This window comes from Pseudomonas fluorescens group sp., from assembly GCF_020093335.1.
GTDB classification, from domain to species: domain Bacteria; phylum Pseudomonadota; class Gammaproteobacteria; order Pseudomonadales; family Pseudomonadaceae; genus Aquipseudomonas; species Aquipseudomonas petroselini.
Genome location: NZ_JAIOKW010000008.1, coordinates 172,147 through 191,815, shown reverse-complemented (window position 1 = coordinate 191,815; position 19,669 = coordinate 172,147). Strand labels below are relative to the sequence as shown.

The 19,669-nt window shown below is 60.4% G+C and carries 14 protein-coding genes, 4 tRNA genes and 1 pseudogene; 10 read left to right on the top strand and 9 right to left on the bottom strand.

Going from position 1 to position 19,669, the window contains the following annotated elements; genetic code table 11:
* The first annotated feature begins 187 nt into the window (after positions 1-187).
* A complete protein-coding gene (gene pyrF, locus K7431_RS12125; RefSeq protein WP_012723118.1) occupies positions 188-886 on the top strand; it encodes an orotidine-5'-phosphate decarboxylase in 699 nt (232 codons plus the stop codon).
* 68 nt (positions 887-954) lie between these two features.
* Here the strand turns inward: pyrF and K7431_RS12120 are convergent, their stop codons facing one another.
* Positions 955-1,962 (bottom strand): NADP-dependent oxidoreductase, encoded by a 1,008-nt coding sequence (locus K7431_RS12120; RefSeq protein WP_012723119.1) that lies wholly within the window; start codon positions 1,960-1,962, stop codon positions 955-957.
* 229 nt (positions 1,963-2,191) lie between these two features.
* Here K7431_RS12120 and K7431_RS12115 point away from each other — a divergent pair, with 229 nt between their 5' ends.
* The 4 genes and pseudogenes from K7431_RS12115 (at position 2,192) to K7431_RS31115 (ending at position 6,651) form a co-directional block, all read left to right on the top strand.
* Complete coding sequence (locus K7431_RS12115; protein WP_012723120.1) at positions 2,192-2,953, top strand: SDR family oxidoreductase; 762 nt, start codon at positions 2,192-2,194, stop codon at positions 2,951-2,953.
* A 203-nt stretch (positions 2,954-3,156) separates the two neighbouring features.
* Positions 3,157-4,569 (top strand): aminotransferase-like domain-containing protein, encoded by a 1,413-nt coding sequence (locus tag K7431_RS12110; RefSeq protein ID WP_012723121.1) that lies wholly within the window; start codon positions 3,157-3,159, stop codon positions 4,567-4,569.
* Positions 4,570-4,683: 114 nt separating this feature from the next.
* Positions 4,684-5,745 (top strand): annotated as a pseudogene (locus tag K7431_RS31120) (HAMP domain-containing protein); the annotation flags it as partial.
* A complete protein-coding gene (locus K7431_RS31115) occupies positions 5,734-6,651 on the top strand; it encodes a methyl-accepting chemotaxis protein (protein ID WP_370636081.1) in 918 nt (305 codons plus the stop codon). The pseudogene K7431_RS31120 and the gene K7431_RS31115, both read left to right, overlap by 12 nt.
* Positions 6,652-6,687: 36 nt before the next feature.
* Here the strand turns inward: K7431_RS31115 and K7431_RS12100 are convergent, their stop codons facing one another.
* Both K7431_RS12100 and K7431_RS12095 read right to left on the bottom strand, forming a co-directional pair.
* Positions 6,688-7,500 carry an alpha/beta fold hydrolase gene (locus K7431_RS12100; protein WP_012723123.1) on the bottom strand — a complete coding sequence of 271 codons (813 nt, stop codon included), beginning with the start codon at positions 7,498-7,500 and terminating at the stop codon, positions 6,688-6,690.
* A gap of 1,272 nt (positions 7,501-8,772) precedes the next feature.
* The gene (locus K7431_RS12095) at positions 8,773-9,543 is read right to left on the bottom strand and encodes a hypothetical protein (RefSeq protein ID WP_012723124.1); all 771 of its coding nucleotides are present in this window, start codon (positions 9,541-9,543) and stop codon (positions 8,773-8,775) included.
* 359 nt (positions 9,544-9,902) lie between these two features.
* Here K7431_RS12095 and K7431_RS12090 point away from each other — a divergent pair.
* From K7431_RS12090 to K7431_RS12075, 4 genes are all read left to right on the top strand, one after another.
* Positions 9,903-9,978 (top strand) — tRNA-Glu (locus K7431_RS12090).
* Between the two features lie 4 nt (positions 9,979-9,982).
* Positions 9,983-10,058 (top strand) — tRNA-Gly (locus K7431_RS12085).
* Positions 10,059-10,162: 104 nt separating this feature from the next.
* Positions 10,163-10,238 (top strand) — tRNA-Glu (locus K7431_RS12080).
* Positions 10,239-10,241: 3 nt separating this feature from the next.
* Positions 10,242-10,317 (top strand) — tRNA-Gly (locus tag K7431_RS12075).
* A 100-nt stretch (positions 10,318-10,417) separates the two neighbouring features.
* Here the strand turns inward: K7431_RS12075 and K7431_RS12070 are convergent.
* From K7431_RS12070 to K7431_RS12055, 4 genes are all read right to left on the bottom strand, one after another.
* Complete coding sequence (locus K7431_RS12070) at positions 10,418-12,154, bottom strand: dipeptidase (RefSeq protein WP_012723125.1); 1,737 nt, start codon at positions 12,152-12,154, stop codon at positions 10,418-10,420.
* Positions 12,155-12,367: 213 nt separating this feature from the next.
* Positions 12,368-14,107, bottom strand: a complete 1,740-nt coding sequence (locus tag K7431_RS12065) for a dipeptidase (protein ID WP_012723126.1) — start codon at positions 14,105-14,107, stop codon at positions 12,368-12,370.
* Positions 14,108-14,276: 169 nt separating this feature from the next.
* Entirely contained in the window at positions 14,277-14,744 is a 468-nt protein-coding gene (locus K7431_RS12060; protein WP_043205038.1) for a hypothetical protein, read from the bottom strand.
* Between the two features lie 160 nt (positions 14,745-14,904).
* The gene (locus K7431_RS12055; protein WP_012723128.1) at positions 14,905-15,531 is read right to left on the bottom strand and encodes a hypothetical protein; all 627 of its coding nucleotides are present in this window, start codon (positions 15,529-15,531) and stop codon (positions 14,905-14,907) included.
* Between the two features lie 89 nt (positions 15,532-15,620).
* On the opposite strand from K7431_RS12055, the gene K7431_RS12050 reads away from it, so the two are divergent.
* Positions 15,621-16,604 carry a LysR family transcriptional regulator gene (locus tag K7431_RS12050; protein ID WP_012723129.1) on the top strand — a complete coding sequence of 328 codons (984 nt, stop codon included), beginning with the start codon at positions 15,621-15,623 and terminating at the stop codon, positions 16,602-16,604.
* 106 nt (positions 16,605-16,710) lie between these two features.
* Here K7431_RS12050 and K7431_RS12045 read toward each other — a convergent pair whose 3' ends face one another.
* Together K7431_RS12045 and K7431_RS12040 are read right to left on the bottom strand one after the other, a co-directional pair.
* The gene (locus K7431_RS12045; protein WP_010211653.1) at positions 16,711-17,118 is read right to left on the bottom strand and encodes a PA2817 family protein; all 408 of its coding nucleotides are present in this window, start codon (positions 17,116-17,118) and stop codon (positions 16,711-16,713) included.
* Between the two features lie 75 nt (positions 17,119-17,193).
* Positions 17,194-19,641: an acyl-CoA dehydrogenase gene (locus K7431_RS12040; RefSeq protein ID WP_043205039.1), complete on the bottom strand. Its 2,448-nt coding sequence runs from the start codon at positions 19,639-19,641 to the stop codon at positions 17,194-17,196.
* Between the last annotated feature and the right edge of the window lie 28 nt (positions 19,642-19,669).

Below are 19,669 nucleotides of genomic sequence, written 5' to 3'. Positions count from 1 at the left end.
TCGTGCGAGCGAGGCTAGCGGTGGGGCGTGTTGGGGGCATGTCGTGAATGTATCTGTTTTGAAACAATTGCCCAAAAAATGCTCGCTCAAGGGCGGTTGGGCAGTATTTACCGATCATCGGATCCCGCAACGGCGCTGCGTGCGCTACAATCCGCGCCGATTTCGACTTGCCTGAGAGCCCATTCCAATGTCCGTCTGCCAGACGCCTATCATCGTCGCCCTGGATTACCCCACCCGTGACGCCGCACTGAAGCTGGCTGACCAGTTGGACCCGAAACTGTGTCGGGTCAAGGTCGGCAAGGAACTGTTCACCAGTTGCGCCGCGGAAATCGTCGGCACCCTGCGTGACAAAGGTTTCGAGGTGTTCCTCGACCTGAAATTCCACGACATCCCGAATACCACCGCCATGGCGGTCAAGGCCGCCGCCGAAATGGGCGTGTGGATGGTCAACGTGCACTGCTCCGGTGGCCTGCGCATGATGACGGCCTGCCGTGAAGTGCTGGAACAGCGCAGCGGCCCTAAACCTTTGCTGATCGGTGTGACCGTGCTGACCAGCATGGAGCGCGAGGACCTGGCCGGTATCGGCCTGGATATCGAGCCTCAGGAGCAGGTGCTGCGTTTGGCCGCCCTGGCGCAGAAAGCCGGCCTTGATGGCTTGGTGTGTTCGGCGCTGGAAGCCCAGGCGTTGAAAACTGCGCATCCATCGCTGCAACTGGTGACTCCGGGGATTCGTCCGGCGGGGAGCGCCCAGGATGATCAGCGCCGTATCTTGACCCCGCGTCAGGCGCTGGACGCGGGTTCGGATTACCTGGTGATTGGGCGTCCGATCAGCCAGGCGGCGGATCCGGCCAAGGCGTTGGCTGACGTGGTCGCCGAAATCGCCTGATTGTCAAAGGTGGGAGGGGGCAAGCCCCCTCCCACATTCAGATCTCCACCCTCTAGATCTATCGCTTGTCAGCTGACCTTGAGCACCAGCTTTCCGAAGTTCTCGCCGTTGAACAACTTCATCAGCGTCTCCGGGAACGTTTCCAGCCCCTCCACGATGTCCTCCTTGCTCTTGAGCTTGCCCAGCGCCATCCAGGCGGCCATTTCCTGGCCGGCGGCGGCGAAATTTGCGGCGTGATCCATCACCACAAAACCTTCCATGCGCGCGCGATTGACCAGCAGTGACAAGTAGTTGGCCGGGCCCTTCACGGCTTCCTTGTTGTTGTATTGGCTGATGGCACCGCAAATCACCACGCGGGCCTTCAACGCCAGGCGGCTGAGCACCGCGTCGAGGATATCGCCACCGACGTTATCGAAATACACGTCCACACCTTTGGGGCACTCGCGTTTGAGTGCGGCGGGCACGTCTTCGCTTTTGTAGTCGATGGCGGCGTCGAAGCCCAGTTCGTCCATCAGGAACTTGCACTTGTCGGCGCCGCCAGCAATGCCCACCACGCGGCAGCCTTTGATCTTGGCGATCTGGCCGGCAATGCTGCCCACGGCGCCGGCTGCGCCGGAAATCACTACGGTTTCACCGGCCTTGGGCGCGCCGGTGTCCAGCAGTGCGAAGTAAGCGGTCATGCCGGTCATGCCCAAGGCAGACAGGTAACGGGGCAGGGGCGCGAGTGTCGGGTCCACCTTATAGAAGCCGCGTGGCTCGCCGAGGAAGTAATCCTGCACGCCCAAGGCGCCGTTGACGTAGTCGCCGACCGCGAATTTCGGGTTGTTCGAGGCAATCACCTTGCCCACGCCCAGCGCACGCATCACTTCACCGATGCCGACCGGCGGAATATACGACTTGCCTTCATTCATCCAGCCACGCATGGCCGGGTCGAGGGACAGGTATTCATTGCGCACCAGCACTTGGCCATCCTGGGGGGTACCCACCGGTACTTCCTGGTAGGTGAACGTCTCCCGGGTGGCCGCGCCGACCGGGCGCTTGGCGAGCAGGAATTGGCGGTTGGTCTGGGCGGTCATGGCAGCGACTCTTCTGGAAATGAACCTGAAGTGATAGACCTTGAACGGGTAGAGGGCAAGGTTCACCGAGGGCGCGAATGCCGTTCGATAGACAGTGCTGATAGTCGGGTGGTGGCTCTTATCACTGCGATTCATGCAGCGCCAACCGGCCTTTTGATAGTGCTGACGCGCCCGGCGCGGCGTTGGCTAGACTCGACCCACTGCTATTCTCCCAACAGGACATCTTCTTATGAGCATGACGTTTTCCGGCCAGGTCGCTCTGGTAACGGGTGCCGCCGCCGGTATCGGCCGCGCTACCGCGTTGGCGTTCGCCGCCGAAGGCTTGAAGGTCGTGGTCGCCGACCTGGATGCGGCGGGCGGCGAGGGCACCGTTGCCTTGATTCACCAAGCCGGCGGCGAAGCGCTGTTTGTGCGCTGCAACGTCACGCTGGAGGGGGAAGTGCAGCAATTGATGGCCCAGACCCTCGCCGCCTATGGCCGCCTGGACTATGCCTTCAATAATGCCGGGATCGAGATCGAGAAGGGTAAGCTGGCTGACGGCAGCCTGGATGAGTTCGACGCGATCATGGGCGTCAACGTCAAAGGCGTGTGGTTGTGCATGAAGCACCAATTGCCGCTCTTGCTGGCCCAGGGCGGCGGCGCGATTGTCAACACCGCGTCGGTCGCGGGGCTGGGCGCTGCGCCGAAGATGAGCATTTATGCCGCGTCCAAACATGCGGTGATCGGCCTGACCAAATCGGCGGCCATCGAGTATGCGAAGAAGAAAATCCGCGTCAACGCGGTGTGCCCGGCGGTGATCGATACCGATATGTTCCGGCGTGCCTATGAAGCCGACCCACGCAAAGCCGAATTCGCCGCCGCCATGCATCCGGTCGGGCGCATTGGCAAGGTCGAGGAAATCGCCAGTGCGGTGCTGTACCTGTGCAGCGACGGTGCGGCATTTACCACTGGCCAAGCGTTGGCGGTGGACGGTGGCGCGACGGCGATCTAGGACCGCACCTCGCTCTCCATTCGAAAACGTTTGGGGGGCTGTGGGGCTTTTCCATAGCTGGCAGTGTGCCCTGTCAGAATGTGTATCATTAGGTAAATAATCCAATAGAATCAATACTTTAATAAAACTTGGCGACGGGTCGACAAGGGCTTCTGTGCTTAACTGTTCCGGGTTGAATAACAGACAGTTGAAGTGAGTGGCGCATGGATTTAGGGATCGATCGACAAGCCCTTGTACCGGTGGTGCAGCAGATCATCAGCGCAGTGGCGCAATGGATTCGCACGAGTGGGGCGAGCCCTGGCACACGCTTACCGTCCATCCGCCAGGTGGCCCTCGATAACCTGCTCAGCCAGTCCAGCGTCATTGAGGCGTTCGAGCGGATGGTCGCCCAGGGCTTGCTGGTGTCCAAGCAGGGGGCAGGTTTCAGGGTGGCCCAGCCGCCGCAGGCGCACGAAGGCCAGTGGTACGAAGGTGCTGAGCGGGAATGGGGTGCTTTCGCCGATAACCCATTGGGCGAGCTCAAGCTGGGTTGCGGCTGGTTGCCGGATGCCTGGCGCGAAAGCGATGACATCAGTTACGCGATTCGTGAAGTCACCCGTACCGACACCGCCGGGCTGTTCAACTACAGCCCCCCATTGGGTCTGCCGGCGTTGCGTGAGCAACTGCTCAAGCGCCTGGCCCAGGCGCATATTGCCAGCAGCGTTGACCGTATCCTCACCACCGCAGGCGCCAGCCATGCCCAGGACTTGCTGATACGCACACTGCTCAAGGCCGGTGATTGCGTGGTGGTCGAAACGCCGGGGTACGGCAACCTCTATCGGCAACTGGCATTCCACGGTGTGCAGTTGCTGGAAGTGCCGCGCACGCGGGGTGGCCCGGACATTCCTGCACTGGAAACTTTGCTGCAGCGGCATCGGCCCAAATGCCTGTTTATCAACAGCCTGTATCACAACCCGACCGGCTCCAGCCTGTGTCGCGAGGTGGCGGAGCGCTTATTGGCGCTGGCGCACCGGGAGAACTTCCTGATTATCGAAGAGGACGTGTTCGGCGACCTGCAACACGCCAGCTGCACGCGGCTGTCGGCAATGCCCCATGATGACCGGGTGATCTACGTCGCGAGCTTTTCCAAGACCCTGAGCAGCGCCTTGCGCGTGGGCTATCTCAGTGCCAGCACGGCGATCATCACTCAATTGACGAGCCTCAAGACGTTGACCGGCTTCGGCACCTCGCGGTTTGCCGAGGCGGTGGTGGCCACGCTGCTGGCTAATGGCACCTATCGTAAGTGGGTGCAACGCTTGCGCAAGCGCTTGAGTATGGAAATGGCGGCGACCTTGCAAGTGCTGGAAGACGAGGAGTGGGAGGTGTTCGCCACTCCCGCCGGCGGTATGTTCTTGTGGGCGCGGCCGGGGCAGGCGGATCACTCACGGTTGCAGGCGTGTGCCCGGCGTCTAGGGGTTTTGTTATCGCCGGGGGCGTTGTTCAGCCCGACCAACGAACCCAGTGAGTGGCTACGCATCAATGTGGCCTATGCTGCTGATCAACGGGCTTTGGCATTGTTCCGCGCCATGGGACCCGCCAGATCGACCTCGAGCATTCTGAAAACGACGAACCTGTAGCTTTTTGCCATTATTGTGGCGCCAACGACTTGTGCTCAGGGCCTTGTGGTTGCCAATCTCGCCGATGTAAACCGGGCTCGATGGCAATTGCCATTGCAAGAGGATTCAAGTGCAATGATTTCGGCCGTGCAACGACAATTCGCCAACCTCGGTATGGCAAAAAAACTGGGCTTGGGCTTCACCCTCGTGCTGCTGTTGACGGCCTTGGTCGCGGCGATCGGCGTGTGGTCCCTGCAAACCGTTGGCCAGCGTTTCGAAGGCCTCAAGGTCATGTCGTCGCTCAACAGCGGCTTGCTCAAGGTGCGCCTGATCGAGCAGAACTATGCGTTGCATGCCGACCCCAAGGACGTCGACGCGCTGCATGAAAGTGTGGATGCCTTGGCGGCCCTCGCCGCCAGCCTCAAAGCCGAATCGGCCGCCAACGTGCCGGTCATGGCCGAGGTCGAACAGGCCCTGGCCGCATACCGCAAGGCGTTCGATGAGTTTGTCGAATTGACCCAGACCAAGGACCTTGCGTTGGAAATGGCCAGTTGGTCGGTGTCCAGCGTGGCCAATAACCTCGACGTATTGCAGGCCGGGCTGGCAGACGACGGTGCTTATGGCCTTAAGGAAAGCCAGGGCAAGGAAGGTGCCGAGTTTATCGAGCAGGCGGGGCAGGTCAGCCAGGTGTCGCGGCTGATGCTGCAAGCCATGAACGAAGCTCACGTACGCCTGGACCAGAGCCGCAAGGCGGACCAGGACGACGCCGAGCAAGGCAAGATCGAGCAAGCTGACCAGGCGCTGGCTCAGGTTGAGCAACTGAAGACCTCGGTCAAGGACCCCGGCTACCAGACGGTGCTTAACGAAGTGGCTGGGCATATCGCCGCGTTCAGCGAGAAGCTCGGTGAGTACACCGGCCTGCTGGCGCAGGAGAAGGTGGTCTACACGCAATTGCATGATCGGGCGGAGCAAGTGGTCGGCCGGGTCAACCAGGCCTATGCCGCCGAAGACCTGTCGATGCAGGCGCAGTTGAAGAAAAGCGCGATGCTGATCATCGGCTCTTCGGCCCTGGCCTTGCTGGTGGGGTTGATTGCAGCGTGGGTGATTACCCGGTTGATCGTCGCGCCGCTGCGCAGTGTGATCGCCGTGGCCCAGCAGATTGCCGCCGGTGACTTGAGCGGGCGCATGGAGGTCAGCCGCCGCGATGAAATCGGCCAGTTGATGCAGGCAATGCAACAGATGGGCAACGGCCTGAGCCAGATGGTCAGCGGCCTGCAAGCCGGTATCGAGCAACTGGCCAGCTCGGCGCATTCCTTGTCCAGTGTGACAGAGCAGACCAACGTCGAAGTCAGCAGCCAGAAAGAAGAAACCGAGCAGGTCGCCACGGCGATGAACCAGATGACCGCCACCGTGCACGATGTGGCGCGCAACGCCGAGGAGGCTGCGCAGGCCGCACAGACGGCGGACGACAAAGTCGACAGTGGCCAACAGGTGGTGCGCCAGAGTTTGCAGCGCATCGAGTTGCTGGCCACCTCCAGCACACGCGCCAGCGCGAGCATCGAGAGCCTGAGCACCGAGATCCAGCATATCGGCACCGTGTTGAGTGTGATCAAAAGCGTGGCCGAACAGACCAACCTGCTGGCCCTCAACGCCGCTATCGAAGCCGCGCGTGCCGGCGAGCAGGGGCGCGGTTTTGCGGTGGTGGCCGATGAGGTGCGGGCCTTGGCCAAGCGCACCCAGCAATCCACCGAAGAGATCGAGCGGCTGGTCAGCACCTTGCGCAGCGCGGCACAGTCATCGGTGCAGCAGATCCAGCAAAGCGGTGAGCTGGTGAAACTGGCGGTGAGTGATGCGCTGGAAACCGAAAGTGCCCTGGGCAGCATCGCGGTGGCGGTGTCGTTGATCCAGCAGATGAACCAGCAGATTGCGGCGGCGGCCGAGCAGCAAAGCTCGGTGGCCGAAGAGATCAACCGCAGTGTCACCAGTATCCGCGCCAGTGCCGATCAGTCGGCGCTGAGCATGCAGGGCAACGCCGCGTCGAGTATTCAACTGGCGCAGTTGGGGGCCGAGCTCAAGGGGATGGTGGGGCACTTCCGCCTGTGATCACCGCGCCTGCGCAGCGATCACAGGGGAGGGTGGTCAGGCGTGGTTGGCGAGAAAGGTCAGCAGGGCTTCGTTGACGAAGTCCGGGTTTTCCCTGGCGCTGATATGCCCGGCTTGCGGGATCAGGATCAGGCTGCAACCAATCAGTTCGGCCATTTCCTCGGACTCGGCGGGTGGGCGCGGTTTGTCCTGTTCGCCGCACATCACCAGTGTGGTGTCGGCGTCCAGGCGTGGCAACTGCTCCAGCACAGCCTCGCGGCTGAAGATCAAGCGGCCCAGGGGCACGATGCTCTCCAGCAGGCGCTCTTTGGAGTAGCCCTGCAATTGTTTGCGGAAGTCCTGGTACAGCGCGGATTCGCGGTCGATGTTCGGGCGGAAGAAGATCGGTGCGATCACGTCCAATAAAGGCTCAGGGATGGCGCCGGCATCTTCAATCATCTTGAACAGTGAGAAATAGTACTGGCGCGTGGCCTCGGGCTCGGCGCCCAGGTACGTGTCCATCAGCACCAGGCTGTTGATCCGCTCGGGTGCCACCAGTGCCAGGCGTGCGCCCCACATGCCGCCGACCGAGAGCCCCACCAGGTTGATGTGTGCGATGTCCAGATGGTCCAGCAGGGCCAGGATCTGGCGCGCAAGGTCATCGAGGGAGTGAGTTTGCGTCGGCAACGGGCCTGATTCGCCATGCCCCCATAGCTCGGGCACGATCACACGGTACTGTTGCGAGAGGGCTTCGATCTGCGGCGCCCACATGTCGCGGTCCCACAGGTAACTTGAGCCCAATAGGACGACCGGGCCGGAACCCTGGTCGACGTAGTGCAGCGGTTGTCCATCAATGACGGCGACAGGCATAGCAGGCCTCTGACTTCATGGAGTGAGGGGCACTTTTTTACGCTAGTCGGGGGCGGGGGGATAGGTGCAAAGTGATGGCATGTGGTGAACTGTGTTCGCCAGATGGGCAGCGAGGGAGCTTGCTCCCGCTGGCGGCCTTACCGACGACCGCTATCTAACGGTTAGACCGCGATCCAAATGTGGGAGGGGGCTTGCCCCCGATAGCGGTGTGTCAGTCGATTCATCAGGTGACTGATTCAGCGCCATCGAGGCGTCGGTATCTACACAATTCTGGCTATGGCGCTGGACCTGTGGCGAGGGAGCTTGCTCCCGCTGGCTGCCTGACAGCCCACCGCCATCTAACGGTTAGACCGCGATCCAAATGTGGGAGGGGGCTTGCCCCCGATAGCGGTGTGCCAGTCGATTCATCAGGTGACTGATTCAGCGCCATCGGGGCCTCGGTATCTACACAATTCTGGCTATGGCGCTGGACCTGTGGCGAGGGAGCTTGCTCCCGCCGGCTGCCTGACAGCCGACCACCATCTAACTGTTAGGCCGCGATCCAAATGTGGGAGGGGGCTTGCCCCCGATAGCGGTGTGTCAGTCGATTCATCAGGTGACTGATTCAGCGCCATCGGGCATCGGTATCTACACAATTCTGGCTATGGCGCTGGACCTGTGGCGAGGGAGCTTGCTCCCGTTGGCGGCCTGGCAGACGACCGCCATCTAACGGTTAGGCCGCGATCCAAATGTGGGAGGGGGCTTGCCCCCGATAGCGGTGTGTCAGTCGATTCATCAGGTGACTGATTCAGCGCCATCGGGGCCTCGGTATCTACACCACCCTGGATATGGCGCTGGACCTGTGGCGAGGGAGCTTGCTCCCGTGGCGGCCTGACGGACGACCTGGATGTTGGATCAAACCGCGTGCATATCCGTTATTCAGGTAACGGCCACTGTTGGTTCCGCTCTTACAGCGGGTCACTTTTGGAAAAGAGCCCCAAAAGTAACCAAAAAGGCTCTTGCCCCAACACTCGGCACCTCGCTCACGCTCGGTGTGCCCGTAATCCGACAGGTATTTGGGGGGCCGCCGCCACGCGCCATCCATGGCGCGGGGCGGCTAAACCGGCATCCCTGCCGGTTTACCCCCCAAATCCCTGTCGAATTCCGGCCAGCGTGTTTGACGGGGCGCCTGAGATCAAAAGCGAGATCAAGATCAAGAGCGGCTCGCTTCGCATCGTGGTTAGGCTGGTTGCTACAGCGTTGTGTAGATACCTATGTATAAGGAGAGGGGCATCAGTCGTAGATGACTTTCTTCTTCCACTCGGCGTCGGCGTCGACCACTTTGAGGCCTTCGGTCAGTTCGTTGACTTCGTCTTCGGCCGGCTTGCTGTTGGTCAGCACCGTGGAGTTGGCGCGGGCCAGTTGGCCTTCCAGCTGTTGCAGCTGTGCGCTGTAGATGACCGGTTCAGGCTGTTTGCGCAGGTACTGCACGCCACGTTCGAAGGCCAGGCGCGCCTGGCCTGGCTGGCCTTGTTGCAGGGCGTGTTGGCCGAGGTTGTTGAAGAACTCGATATGCAGCAACACCAGGATATGGCGGATTTCCTTGATCCAGTGCTTGGCTTCGTTGGCCGGCAGGAAACCGTCTTGTGCGGCGCGGGTGACCTGACCATGTAGGGCTTCGAGCAGGAAGCGCACGTCCTTGGCCTTGGCTTCGGTCTGGATCGGCGCGGGTGGGTTGTTCACCGGGATCGATTCGCCCTGAGCCACCAGCGTATTGAGTTCGGCGATGCGGGCCTTGATGGGGGCGCTGGTCTTGTTGAGGTTCAACAGGCGCTGGTTGACGTTGAGTTCCAGTCGGGTAAGCAACAACTTGAGCGCCGGGGACATCAACTGGCCGGGGAAGGTCTCGGTGATTTCACCGCAACGGCGCAGGCGATCGTTAAGCTCGATCTCGGTGCGCTTCTTTTCCAGCTTGTTGTTTTCCACCACGTGGTTCATATAGCCAATGGCGATCAGTATTACGATCCCGGCTATTACCAGCAGGGTGATCATGAGTGGTGTCACCGGTGTGACCTCTTTATAGGGTTTACAGTGGAGTGTAGTGACTGGGCCATCCGGCGGATAGGGCTGATCGACCAGTTGCCCAGGTAGTTTGCTTCTCTATAGATAGGCGTCCGTTACATGGATGCACATTGCCATCATTTGTCGGAGCGAACTATAGCGCCTTGTCGGACGCCAGAATATAGGCGCCAAAGCCTGGGCGGGCACAATCCTCCCATAAGCCCGGAAAGCAGGGCGAAGTCATTGATTTAAATAAATTTATCCTTGGGGGTTGACGACCTTTCAATCCATCCATAGAATGCGCGCCACTTACAGCGTAAAGCACACAGCGAAACGCGGTAGGGAGTGAATGTTGTACGTGTGTCCCCTTCGTCTAGTGGCCTAGGACACCGCCCTTTCACGGCGGTAACAGGGGTTCGAGTCCCCTAGGGGACGCCAATATGCGGGAATAGCTCAGTTGGTAGAGCACGACCTTGCCAAGGTCGGGGTCGCGAGTTCGAGTCTCGTTTCCCGCTCCAAATTTAAGCGGTATTGCCTTCGGGTGGTACTGAGTGAAACCAGGGCATAATCTTCGGATTTAATCTCTGGACACTGAAATACACACCATGTGTTTCAGTTGTGTGTCCCCTTCGTCTAGTGGCCTAGGACACCGCCCTTTCACGGCGGTAACAGGGGTTCGAGTCCCCTAGGGGACGCCATTTGCGGGAATAGCTCAGTTGGTAGAGCACGACCTTGCCAAGGTCGGGGTCGCGAGTTCGAGTCTCGTTTCCCGCTCCATATTCAACGAAAACGCCGATCAGTGATGATCGGCGTTTTTGTTTGCGTGGGATTTATGCCGGACGAAAAAAAACGCCATCGCGACGGGCTCATTCGGCTATCAGAGCTTCGGCAACTGCCCGATACGCCCCATCATTTCAGTAACGATCTGCAGGTCCAGCAAGAACTGGTCGACGGTCTTGAACTCTTTATTGGTGTGGCCGGTGTACTTAACGTCGAGCCTGGCCAGGCCGAACTGCACGCCATTGGGCAGGTCATGCACGGAGGTTGAGCCGGCAGAGGCGCCGAATTTTCGCGGCATGTCGAGGTTTTCGCTGGCGACGTCCAGCAACGCCTTGACCCACTCACCCTCAGGGTCGCGGAGCATCGGTTCGGTCATCAAGTAGTCCACGTCCATTGCAATGGCGTTCTTCGTGCTCCAGGCGCCCAACTTGTCGGCAATCTCGGCTTTCAGCACGTCCAAGCGTTTTCCCTTTGGTACGCGTAGGTTGACCGTCAGCGTGAAGGTCTTTTCATCCATGCCGATAAAGGTCAGTGATGTAGTCAGAGGCCCCATGAATGCATCCGAAAAGCCAATACCCAGTTTGCCTCCCAGGTAATCCAGCCCCCAGTTGTCGGCAGCGTAGCGCGCGGCATCGGAAATAGGGTTTTGCTTGAGTGCGATGTTCCCGTCCAGGCTGTGGATGAAGCCCAACATCCTGGCGACGGGGTTCACACCGGATTCGGGTTCTGATGAATGCGCAGACACGCCGGTAACGGTCAGTTGGACTTCCTTGCCGATGACTTGGGCGATTACGTTGAAATTATCGCCATTGCGCCTCGCATAGTCGTTACCCGCCTTTTGCAGGCGGGCTGCCAATTCAATCGGATTTTCCCCCACCAGTATGGCAACCGAGGTCAGCGGGATCTGGTTGGCGGCGAGGCCTCCGGTCATGGAGATGATTTCGGCGCCGTCGCCCTGTGCAGTACGTCGGGCAAAGTTCGCGGTGACAGTGCCATAGCCTTTCTCGGCAATGACCACCGGATAACCGCCATCCAGAGCCACGTTGTAGTGGGGCGTCGGGTTGCGTTCAAAGTAGTAGGCGATTGCATCGCCGGCGATTTCCTCAGTGGTATCGACCAGCAGCTTGAAGTTTCTCGCCAGCGGTAGCCGCTCCTCCTGGATGACCTTCATGGCGTAGAGCGCCACCACGATGCCGTTCTTGTCATCTTCCGTGCCTCGGCCATACAAGCGGTTGCCGACCTGGGAGACCTTGAAGGGGTCAAGCCGGGTGCCGTCTTCCAATACCCAGTCCTGCGGATTGGCAGGCACGACGTCGGCATGCGCGTGAATGCCCACGATTTCATCGCCGGTGCCGTTGAGCGAGACCTCGAAAACGCGGTTGTCGATGTTGCGAAAGGAGAGGTTGAATGATTCTGCCAACGTCTTGAGTGTGTTGCCCATCTTGATGAATTCGGGGTTATCGTGCTGGGCAACACCCTCCACACGAAAGGTCGGAATGGCCACCAGTTCGCGCAGGGTGCCCATGGCGGCGTCGCCGTACTTCAATCGGGCATAGAGGCCAAGCAGGCGATGAATCTGGTTTTGCTGCGCGGTGGAAAGTGCCGTGCCGTCAAGGAAACCGCTGATTGCCGCGCCCAGGTCGCTGCTCATGGGGGGTTCACTCACGCCCAGCTGTCTCAGGAACTCACGGAAGTCAGTGGGCGATGTCTCACTGAAGTGCGTGAGGATGGCGCGGCTTTGTTGCGGGGAAATATTGGCCTGTACGGGCAGGGTGAATGCTGCAAGGGGGACTACCAGGGCAGCGATGAGCAGGTGCTTAAGTGATGACTTCATTGTTGTGGCACTCCTATCTTCGTAGGCAGTTGAGATTGCCTGCCGAAGCTAACACCGTGAGGTAGAAGGAGAGCTGCTCAAAACAAAATGAGATATTTCCTACGAGCGTCTTACCCATGCAAAAACGCCGCTCGGTCACGGGCGGCGTTTTTGTGTGTGCGCAGCCAGGCAGCCAACGCGATGGACCCGCCAGGACGGCGGATCCGAGGGGGCTCAGAGCTTCGGCAATTGCCCGATGCGGCCCATCATTTCGGTAACGATCTGCAGGTCCAGCAAGAACTGGTCGACGGTCTTGAACTCGTTGTCGGTGTGCCCGGTGTATTTCACTTCCGGGCGCGCCAGGCCGAATTGCACGCCGTTGGGCAATTCATGCACGGAGGTCGCACCGGCCGAAGTGCCGAACTTGTGTTCCATGCCCAGGTTTTCGCTGGCCACCGCCAATAGGGCTTTGACCCATTCACCTTCCGGGTTGCGGTACATCGGCTCGGCGATCGAGTAGGTGAAGTCCACGTTGACCTTGGTTTTCTTGTCCCAGGCGCTCAGTTTGTCGGCAATCTCGGCCTTGAGCTTTTCCGGGGATTTTCCCTTCGGCACGCGCAGGTTCACCGCCAGCTTGAACGCTTTGTCATCCAGGCCGACAAACGTCAGCGAGGTGGTCAGCGGGCCCATGAACGCATCGGAAAAGCCCACGCCCAATTTGCCGCCCAGGTAATCCAGCCCCCAGTTGTCGGACGCATACCGTGCCGCATCGGTGATGTGGTTGTGCTTGAGGGCGATCTTGCCGTCGAGGCTGTGGATCAGCTCCAGCATGCGCGATACCGGGTTGACTCCGGATTCCGGCTCGGACGAGTGAGCAGACACGCCGGTGACCGTCAGTTTGACGTGCTTGCCGTCGACCTTGGCGGCGACTTCAAAATCACCGCCGTTGCCTTTGGCATATTCAGTCCCGGCCTTTTGCAGGCTGGCGGCCAATTCCGCAGGCTTGTCGCTTACGAACGTGGCAACGGATGCCGACGGAATCTGGTTGGTCGCCATGCCACCGGTCATCGAGATGATTTCCGCGCCTTTGCCTTCACCCTTGCGCCGCGGGAACGTCGCCATCACCGTGCCGTAGCCTTTCTCGGCAATCACCACCGGGTAGCCGCCGTCCAGTGCCAGGTTGTACTGCGGTGTCGGGTTCTTTTCGAAGTAATAGGGAATGGCGTCGCCGGAGGTTTCCTCTGTGGTGTCCACCAGCAGCTTGAAGTTGCGCGCCAGCGGCAGCTTCTCTTCCTTGATCACCTTCATGGCATACATGGCCACCACGATGCCGTTCTTGTCATCCTCGGTGCCCCGGCCGTACATGCGGTCGCCGATCAGCGTGACTTTGAACGGGTCCAGTTGGGTGCCGTCCTTCAGCACCCAATTCTCCGGTGTCACCGGCACCACATCGGCGTGGGCGTGGATGCCGACGACTTCGTCGCCGCTTCCTTCCAAGGAGATTTCGTACACGCGGTTATCGATATTGCGGAAGTTCAGGTTAAAGGCCTTGGCCAAGTCCTGGATCTTGCCGGCGATCTTGATGAATTCCGGGTTTTTGTACTGTGGTAGACCGTCCACGTTAAAGGTCGGGATTTCCACCAGCTCGCGCAGCGTCTCAGTGGCGGCCTTGCCGTATTTCACTCGGGTATAGATGCCCAGCAGGCGATTGATTTCGTTCTGCTGGTCGGCGCTCAAGGATTTGTTATCAAGGAAGGCACTGGTCGCCGGGCCCACATCGCTGGTTTTGCCCAGATCGCCCTTGGCCAGGGTACCGAGGAAACCCCGAAAGTCGGTGACGGACGTTTCGTTGAAACGCTTGATTATTGCCGTGCTTTGCTCTGCGGTGATGTTGGCGAAAGCGGGGCTGGTGATGGCTGAGAGGCTCGCCGCGAACAGGGTGGCCGCGGCCAGTTGCTTGAGTGGAAAGTGCATTGCTGGAGGCATTCCTTTGCAGGTGGTGAGTAGGGTGTTTCTGATCGAACTGTCAGAAATATTTCCACACACTACCACTCTGAAGGAAAGGGGTGGGAGATCTGAATGAAGGAAATGTCCTACTTTTCATACGAAAACGCCGCGCATTAACGAGCGGCTTTTTTACCGCTTAATGTGGCACCCGATACAAGGTCTGCTTGAATGTTCCATCGGGCTGTGGCTCGGAAGTCATCGATCCCGTAAAGCCTGCGTATTTCCCGGTACTCCCGAGGATGGCGACGGTGGAGGCGCCTTTTTCGTACTCTTGCCCGCCGACGACAAGGGTACCCGTCACATTTCCAGTCGCATCCACGAATATCAACGTCCACTGACATTGGCTGTGAATACCCGCCAGCGTGGTGACGCAGTAGCCGTTGTTACTGCCGATATCCTGGCGGTTTTGGTCCATCAGCGGTTGGGCGAAAACAAACAGGTCTCCTTGGGAGGGGCCGGGGACACCCGTGTCAACGGGCGTCTTCAGGCCACGAGTACCATCGGCGAAGGTAACCAGGGTCTGTGTCGGCTGGTTGTTGATGCAGGCACTGAGGGGAATCAGTAGAAACAACGTGAACAACGAGCGAAGGGAAGCGGTTTTCATGGTGGTGTGCTCTTGTGAGTGGGCTACGGGCACAGCACCGCTAAAACTGCGCGCGTAGAGTCAACAGGCTAGCTGCCAATCTACAAAAGACAAGCGCCTGCCGGCGTGTTGCGCATCGCTCCTTATATTGGAAGGCTCTCTACAGAGAGAAGGTGTCGTCTCAGTCGATCTCGTAGCGCACCGACAGCGCGCCCTTTTTCTCCGACATCGCGAGGATGCTGACGCGGCCCAGCTCGCCCAACGTGTGCACATGAGTTCCGCCGCAGGCGTACGCGGGGAGTTCGCCGAAGCCTACTTGGCGGGTGCCGTCTTCCAAGTTCATGTGGCGCGGGTAGTCTGCGGCGATCCATTGGTTGACCTGCTGCTGGATCGTCTCGGCCTCCATCGCCTGCGCGGCTTCGCCACGGATGAAGGTGATCTTGCCTTCGCCGGGCCAGTGATGGGCTTTGATCGGCATCCAGCCCAAGGTTTCACCCACGTTACCGATCAAATGCCCGGCGGAATGCAATCGGCTGTGCAACGCACGGCGCTGTTCATCGACCCGAGCTGTGACTGGGCCAAGCTCCAGCGGGCGGTCGACGTAGTGCACCACGCGATCGGCTTCCTGGGTCACGCGCAGCACTGAACTCTCACCGAGCCAACCCGTATCGAAAGGTTGCCCACCGCCCTGTGGGTGAAAAATCGTCGACTGCAGGATGACCGCAAACTGGCCCTCATGGGGTGTGCAACTCAGCACTTCCAGCTCGGCAGTCAGGTGGTCGTGGGTGAAAAACAGGCGCTCGGTCATGATCTACATCCGCATCAGGGTTCTGCGGGCAGTATAAATAGTGCGTACATCGGTGATAATCCACTCAACTATCAATGGACCTGTGCACCATGAGCATCAATCTACCGTTGTCGCTGTTGGGCGAAATGGCGATTTTCGTCAACGTGGTGGAAGCCGGCAGCTTCTCCGAGGCCGCTCGGCAGATGGGCGCGTCGCCTTCATCGGTGAGTCGCAGTATCTCGCGACTGGAGAAGGCCCTGGCGACACGGTTGCTGCAGCGCACCACGCGCAAGTTGCGCCTGAGCGAGGGCGGGGAAGAGGTGTTCAAGCGTTGCCAGGAGATGGTCAACGCCGCGCGTTCGGTGATGGAGGTCAGCGGCCAGTTCAATCATGAAGCCGAAGGGCTGGTGCGGGTCAGCGTGCCCAAGGCGGTGGGGCGATTCGTGGTGCACCCGCATATGCCGGAGTTCCTGCGGCGTTATCCCAAGGTGGACGTGCAGCTGATTCTGGAGGATCGGCAGGTGGACATGATTGATGACAATGTCGACCTCAGCATCCGCATCACTGACAGCCCGCCGCCGGGTTTGGTCGGTCGGCAGTTGTTACCCATCGAGCATCTGTTGTGTGCGACGCCGCAGTATTTGGCGGAGCACGGTACGCCGAGCCACCCCCATGATTTGCTGGAACACAGTTGCATCTATCTGGGAGAAACGCCGGGGGATTCCCGCTGGAAATTTCGCCAGGCCGGCAAGGCTGTGACGGTCTCAGTGCGCGGGCGGTATGCGGCGAACCACACCGGTGTGCGGCTGGATGCGGTGTTGCAGCATGTGGGGATTGGCAGCTTGCCGTACTTTACGGCGCGGCATGCATTGGAGGAGGGGCGGTTGGTGCAGGTGTTGCCGGCGTGGGACTTTATTGCGTCTTACCATGGCGAGGCGTGGTTGCTGCATTCACCCACGCGGTATTTGCCGCCGAAGTTGCGGGTGTTTATCGATTATCTGGTGGCGTGTATGGCGCGCGAACCGACACTGCGTGGGGTGAGCGGGCTTGTGGAATCGTCGCACGGCCCGCGCTTGGGTTCGAAGCGGCCCTAGAACAGGCAACTGAGATCTGACTAGGTGTTGGCAATGGGGCTGCTACGCAGCCCAGCGCGGGGCAAGCCCGCTCACGGCAGTAAGCCGCGACGTGATGTTCTGCTGATCAGTGCTTGCTCTGGTCGTCCGGCATGGCCAGCAGCTGTTTTTCCTGGTTCCAGTCGAACGGTTCGTCGTTCTGTTCGGCTTCGAAGCGACGTTCTTCCAGGGCCTGGTACAGGTCCAGTTCTTCATCGGGCATGAAGTGCAGGCAGTCACCACCAAAGAACCACAGCAGGTCGCGCGGCACCAGGTGGGCAATTTGCGGGTAGCGCAGGATGACCTGGCTCATCAGGTCCTGGCCCAGGTACTGGCTTTCGATCGGGTCGATCGGCAGCAGGGCGCGCAATTCGTCGAAGCGCTCCAGGAACAGCGAATGGCTTTCCTCGGGCACCTGTTCGGCTTCGCCGACGGCAACCAGGATGCTGCGCAAATGGTCGAGCAAGACGAGATGATCGGCAACGACGTTGGACACGAGATAAGTCCTCTAAAGCAAAAACGGGCGCGAGAGTATATGCCTCTCGCGCCCGTATTTATATGACCGCCTGTATCAGCGGACTTTACCCTCAGCCTGGGTCAGCTCTTCCTTGCTGAAATCATCCACGTCGATCACCTTGCGCCGCGCTGCTTCAGCGTCACGCAGGGTTTGCGCTTCGGCGGGTTGCAGCACGCCGGCGTGCAGGGCCGCATCGATGGCGTGTTCCCCGGCCGTCGGTTTGACCTGGCCGCTTTTGAGCGCGCTGTGCAGTTTCTTCTGCAGCGGATGGCTGGCGCCGAGCAGGTCGTAGGCATGTTGCAGGGCGCCCACCGGGTCTTCCACGGACTGCGGGCGGTAGCAGCCGGCCAGCAACTCTTCCAGGGTCGGATCGCCTTTGGCGCGGCCGATCACCGCCGCCACTTCGGCATCCAGCGCATCGGACGGCCCGGTATGGCGACGCCCGAACGGGAACACGATGACCCGCAGCAGGCAGCCCAGTACCTTGTTCGGGAAGTTGCTGAGCAGTTCATCCAGGGCACGTTCCGATTCGCCGAGGCTTTCTTCCATGGCCCAGGCGAACAGCGGTTCCAGGTGGTCCGGTGAGTCCAGGTCGTGATAACGCTTGAGTGCCGCCGAGGCCAGGTACATATGGCTCAGCACATCACCCAAGCGTGCCGACAGGCGTTCGCGGCGCTTCAACTCGCCACCCAGCAGCATCATGCTCAAGTCGGCCAGCAGCGCGAACGCGGCAGCCTGACGGTTGAGTGCGCGGAAATAACCCTGGCTCAAACGGTTGCCCGGCGCCTTCTCGAAATGACCCACGCCGAGGTTCAGCACCAAGGTGCTGGCGGCGTTGCTCACGGCGAAGCCGATGTGTTGCATCAACAGGCCATCGAATTCCTTCAGCGCCTGATCATGGTCTTCGCGACCGGCCAGGGCCATTTCCTTGAGCACGAACGGATGGCAACGGATCGCGCCCTGGCCGAAGATCATCAGGTTGCGCGAGAGGATATTCGCGCCTTCAACGGTGATGAAGATCGGCGCGCCTTGCCAGCTGCGACCCAGGTAGTTGTTCGGGCCCATGATGATGCCCTTGCCGCCGTGCACGTCCATGGCGTGGCTGATGCACTCGCGACCGCGCTCGGTCAGGTGGTACTTGAGGATCGCAGACAGCACCGAGGGTTTTTCCCCAAGGTCCACGGCATTGGCGGTGAGCATGCGCGCACTGTCCATCAGCCAGGCGTTGCCGCCAATACGCGCAAGCGCTTCCTGGATACCCTCGAAGGCCGACAGAGGCACATTGAATTGCTCGCGCACCTGGGCGTATTGGCCGGTCACCAGGCTGGTGAACTTGGCCGCGCCGGTGCCGACCGCAGGCAGGGAAATCGAACGGCCCACGGAGAGGCAGTTCATCAGCATCATCCAGCCCTTGCCGAGCATTTCCTGGCCGCCGATCAGGAACTCCAGGGGAATGAACACATCCTTGCCGGAATTGGGACCGTTCATGAACGCGGCGCCCAGGGGCAGGTGGCGACGGCCGATTTCTACACCCGGGGTGTCGGTCGGGATGAGCGCCAGGCTGATGCCCAGGTCTTCCTCTTCGCCCAGCAGGTGGTCCGGGTCATGGGCCTTGAAGGCCAGGCCCAGCAGCGTCGCGACCGGGCCGAGAGTGATGTAGCGTTTTTCCCAGTTCAGGCGCAGGCCGAGGGTTTCCTTGCCTTCCCATTCACCTTTGCAGATCACGCCGGTGTCGGGCATGGCGCCGGCATCGGAGCCGGCCAGCGGGCCGGTGAGGGCAAAGCAGGGGATGTCATCGCCACGGGCCAGGCGCGGCAGGTAATGGTTACGCTGTTCGTCGGTGCCGTAGTGCAGCAGCAGCTCGGCCGGGCCGAGGGAGTTGGGCACCATCACGGTCGAGGCCAGGTCGCCGCTGCGGGTGGCGAGCTTCATTGCGACCTGGGAGTGGGCATAGGCGGAGAAGCCCTTGCCGCCATATTCCTTGGGAATGATCAGGGCGAAGAAACCGTGAGTCTTGATGTGTTCCCAGGCAGCGGGCGGCAGGTCCATGGCCTGGCCGATTTCCCAGTCGCTGACCATGGCACAGAGTTCTTCGGTCGGGCCGTCGATAAACGCCTGTTCTTCTTCGGTCAGTTGGACCTTGGGGTAGGCCAGCAACTTGTCCCAATCGGGGCGACCACTGAACAGCTCGCCGTCCCACCACACGGTGCCGGCGTCGATGGCGTCGCGCTCGGTCTCGGACATCGGCGGCAGGACTTTCTGGAACCAACTGAACAGCGGCTTGGTGAAGTATTGGCGGCGCAGGTCGGGGAGCAGCAGCGGCGCGGCGACAACGGCAATCAACACCCAGAAGATCAGCAGCAGCCAACCCGGTGCGTGGCTCCAGGCACCCATCGCCAGCAGATAGACAGCCACCACGCCCAGGGCGGGCAGGGGGGCGACGCGGCGGTGCGCGAGGTAGGCAATGCCGACCACCAGAACCAGTATCCACAACAACAGCATATTCAATCCTCCGTGAAACCAGGGGCGA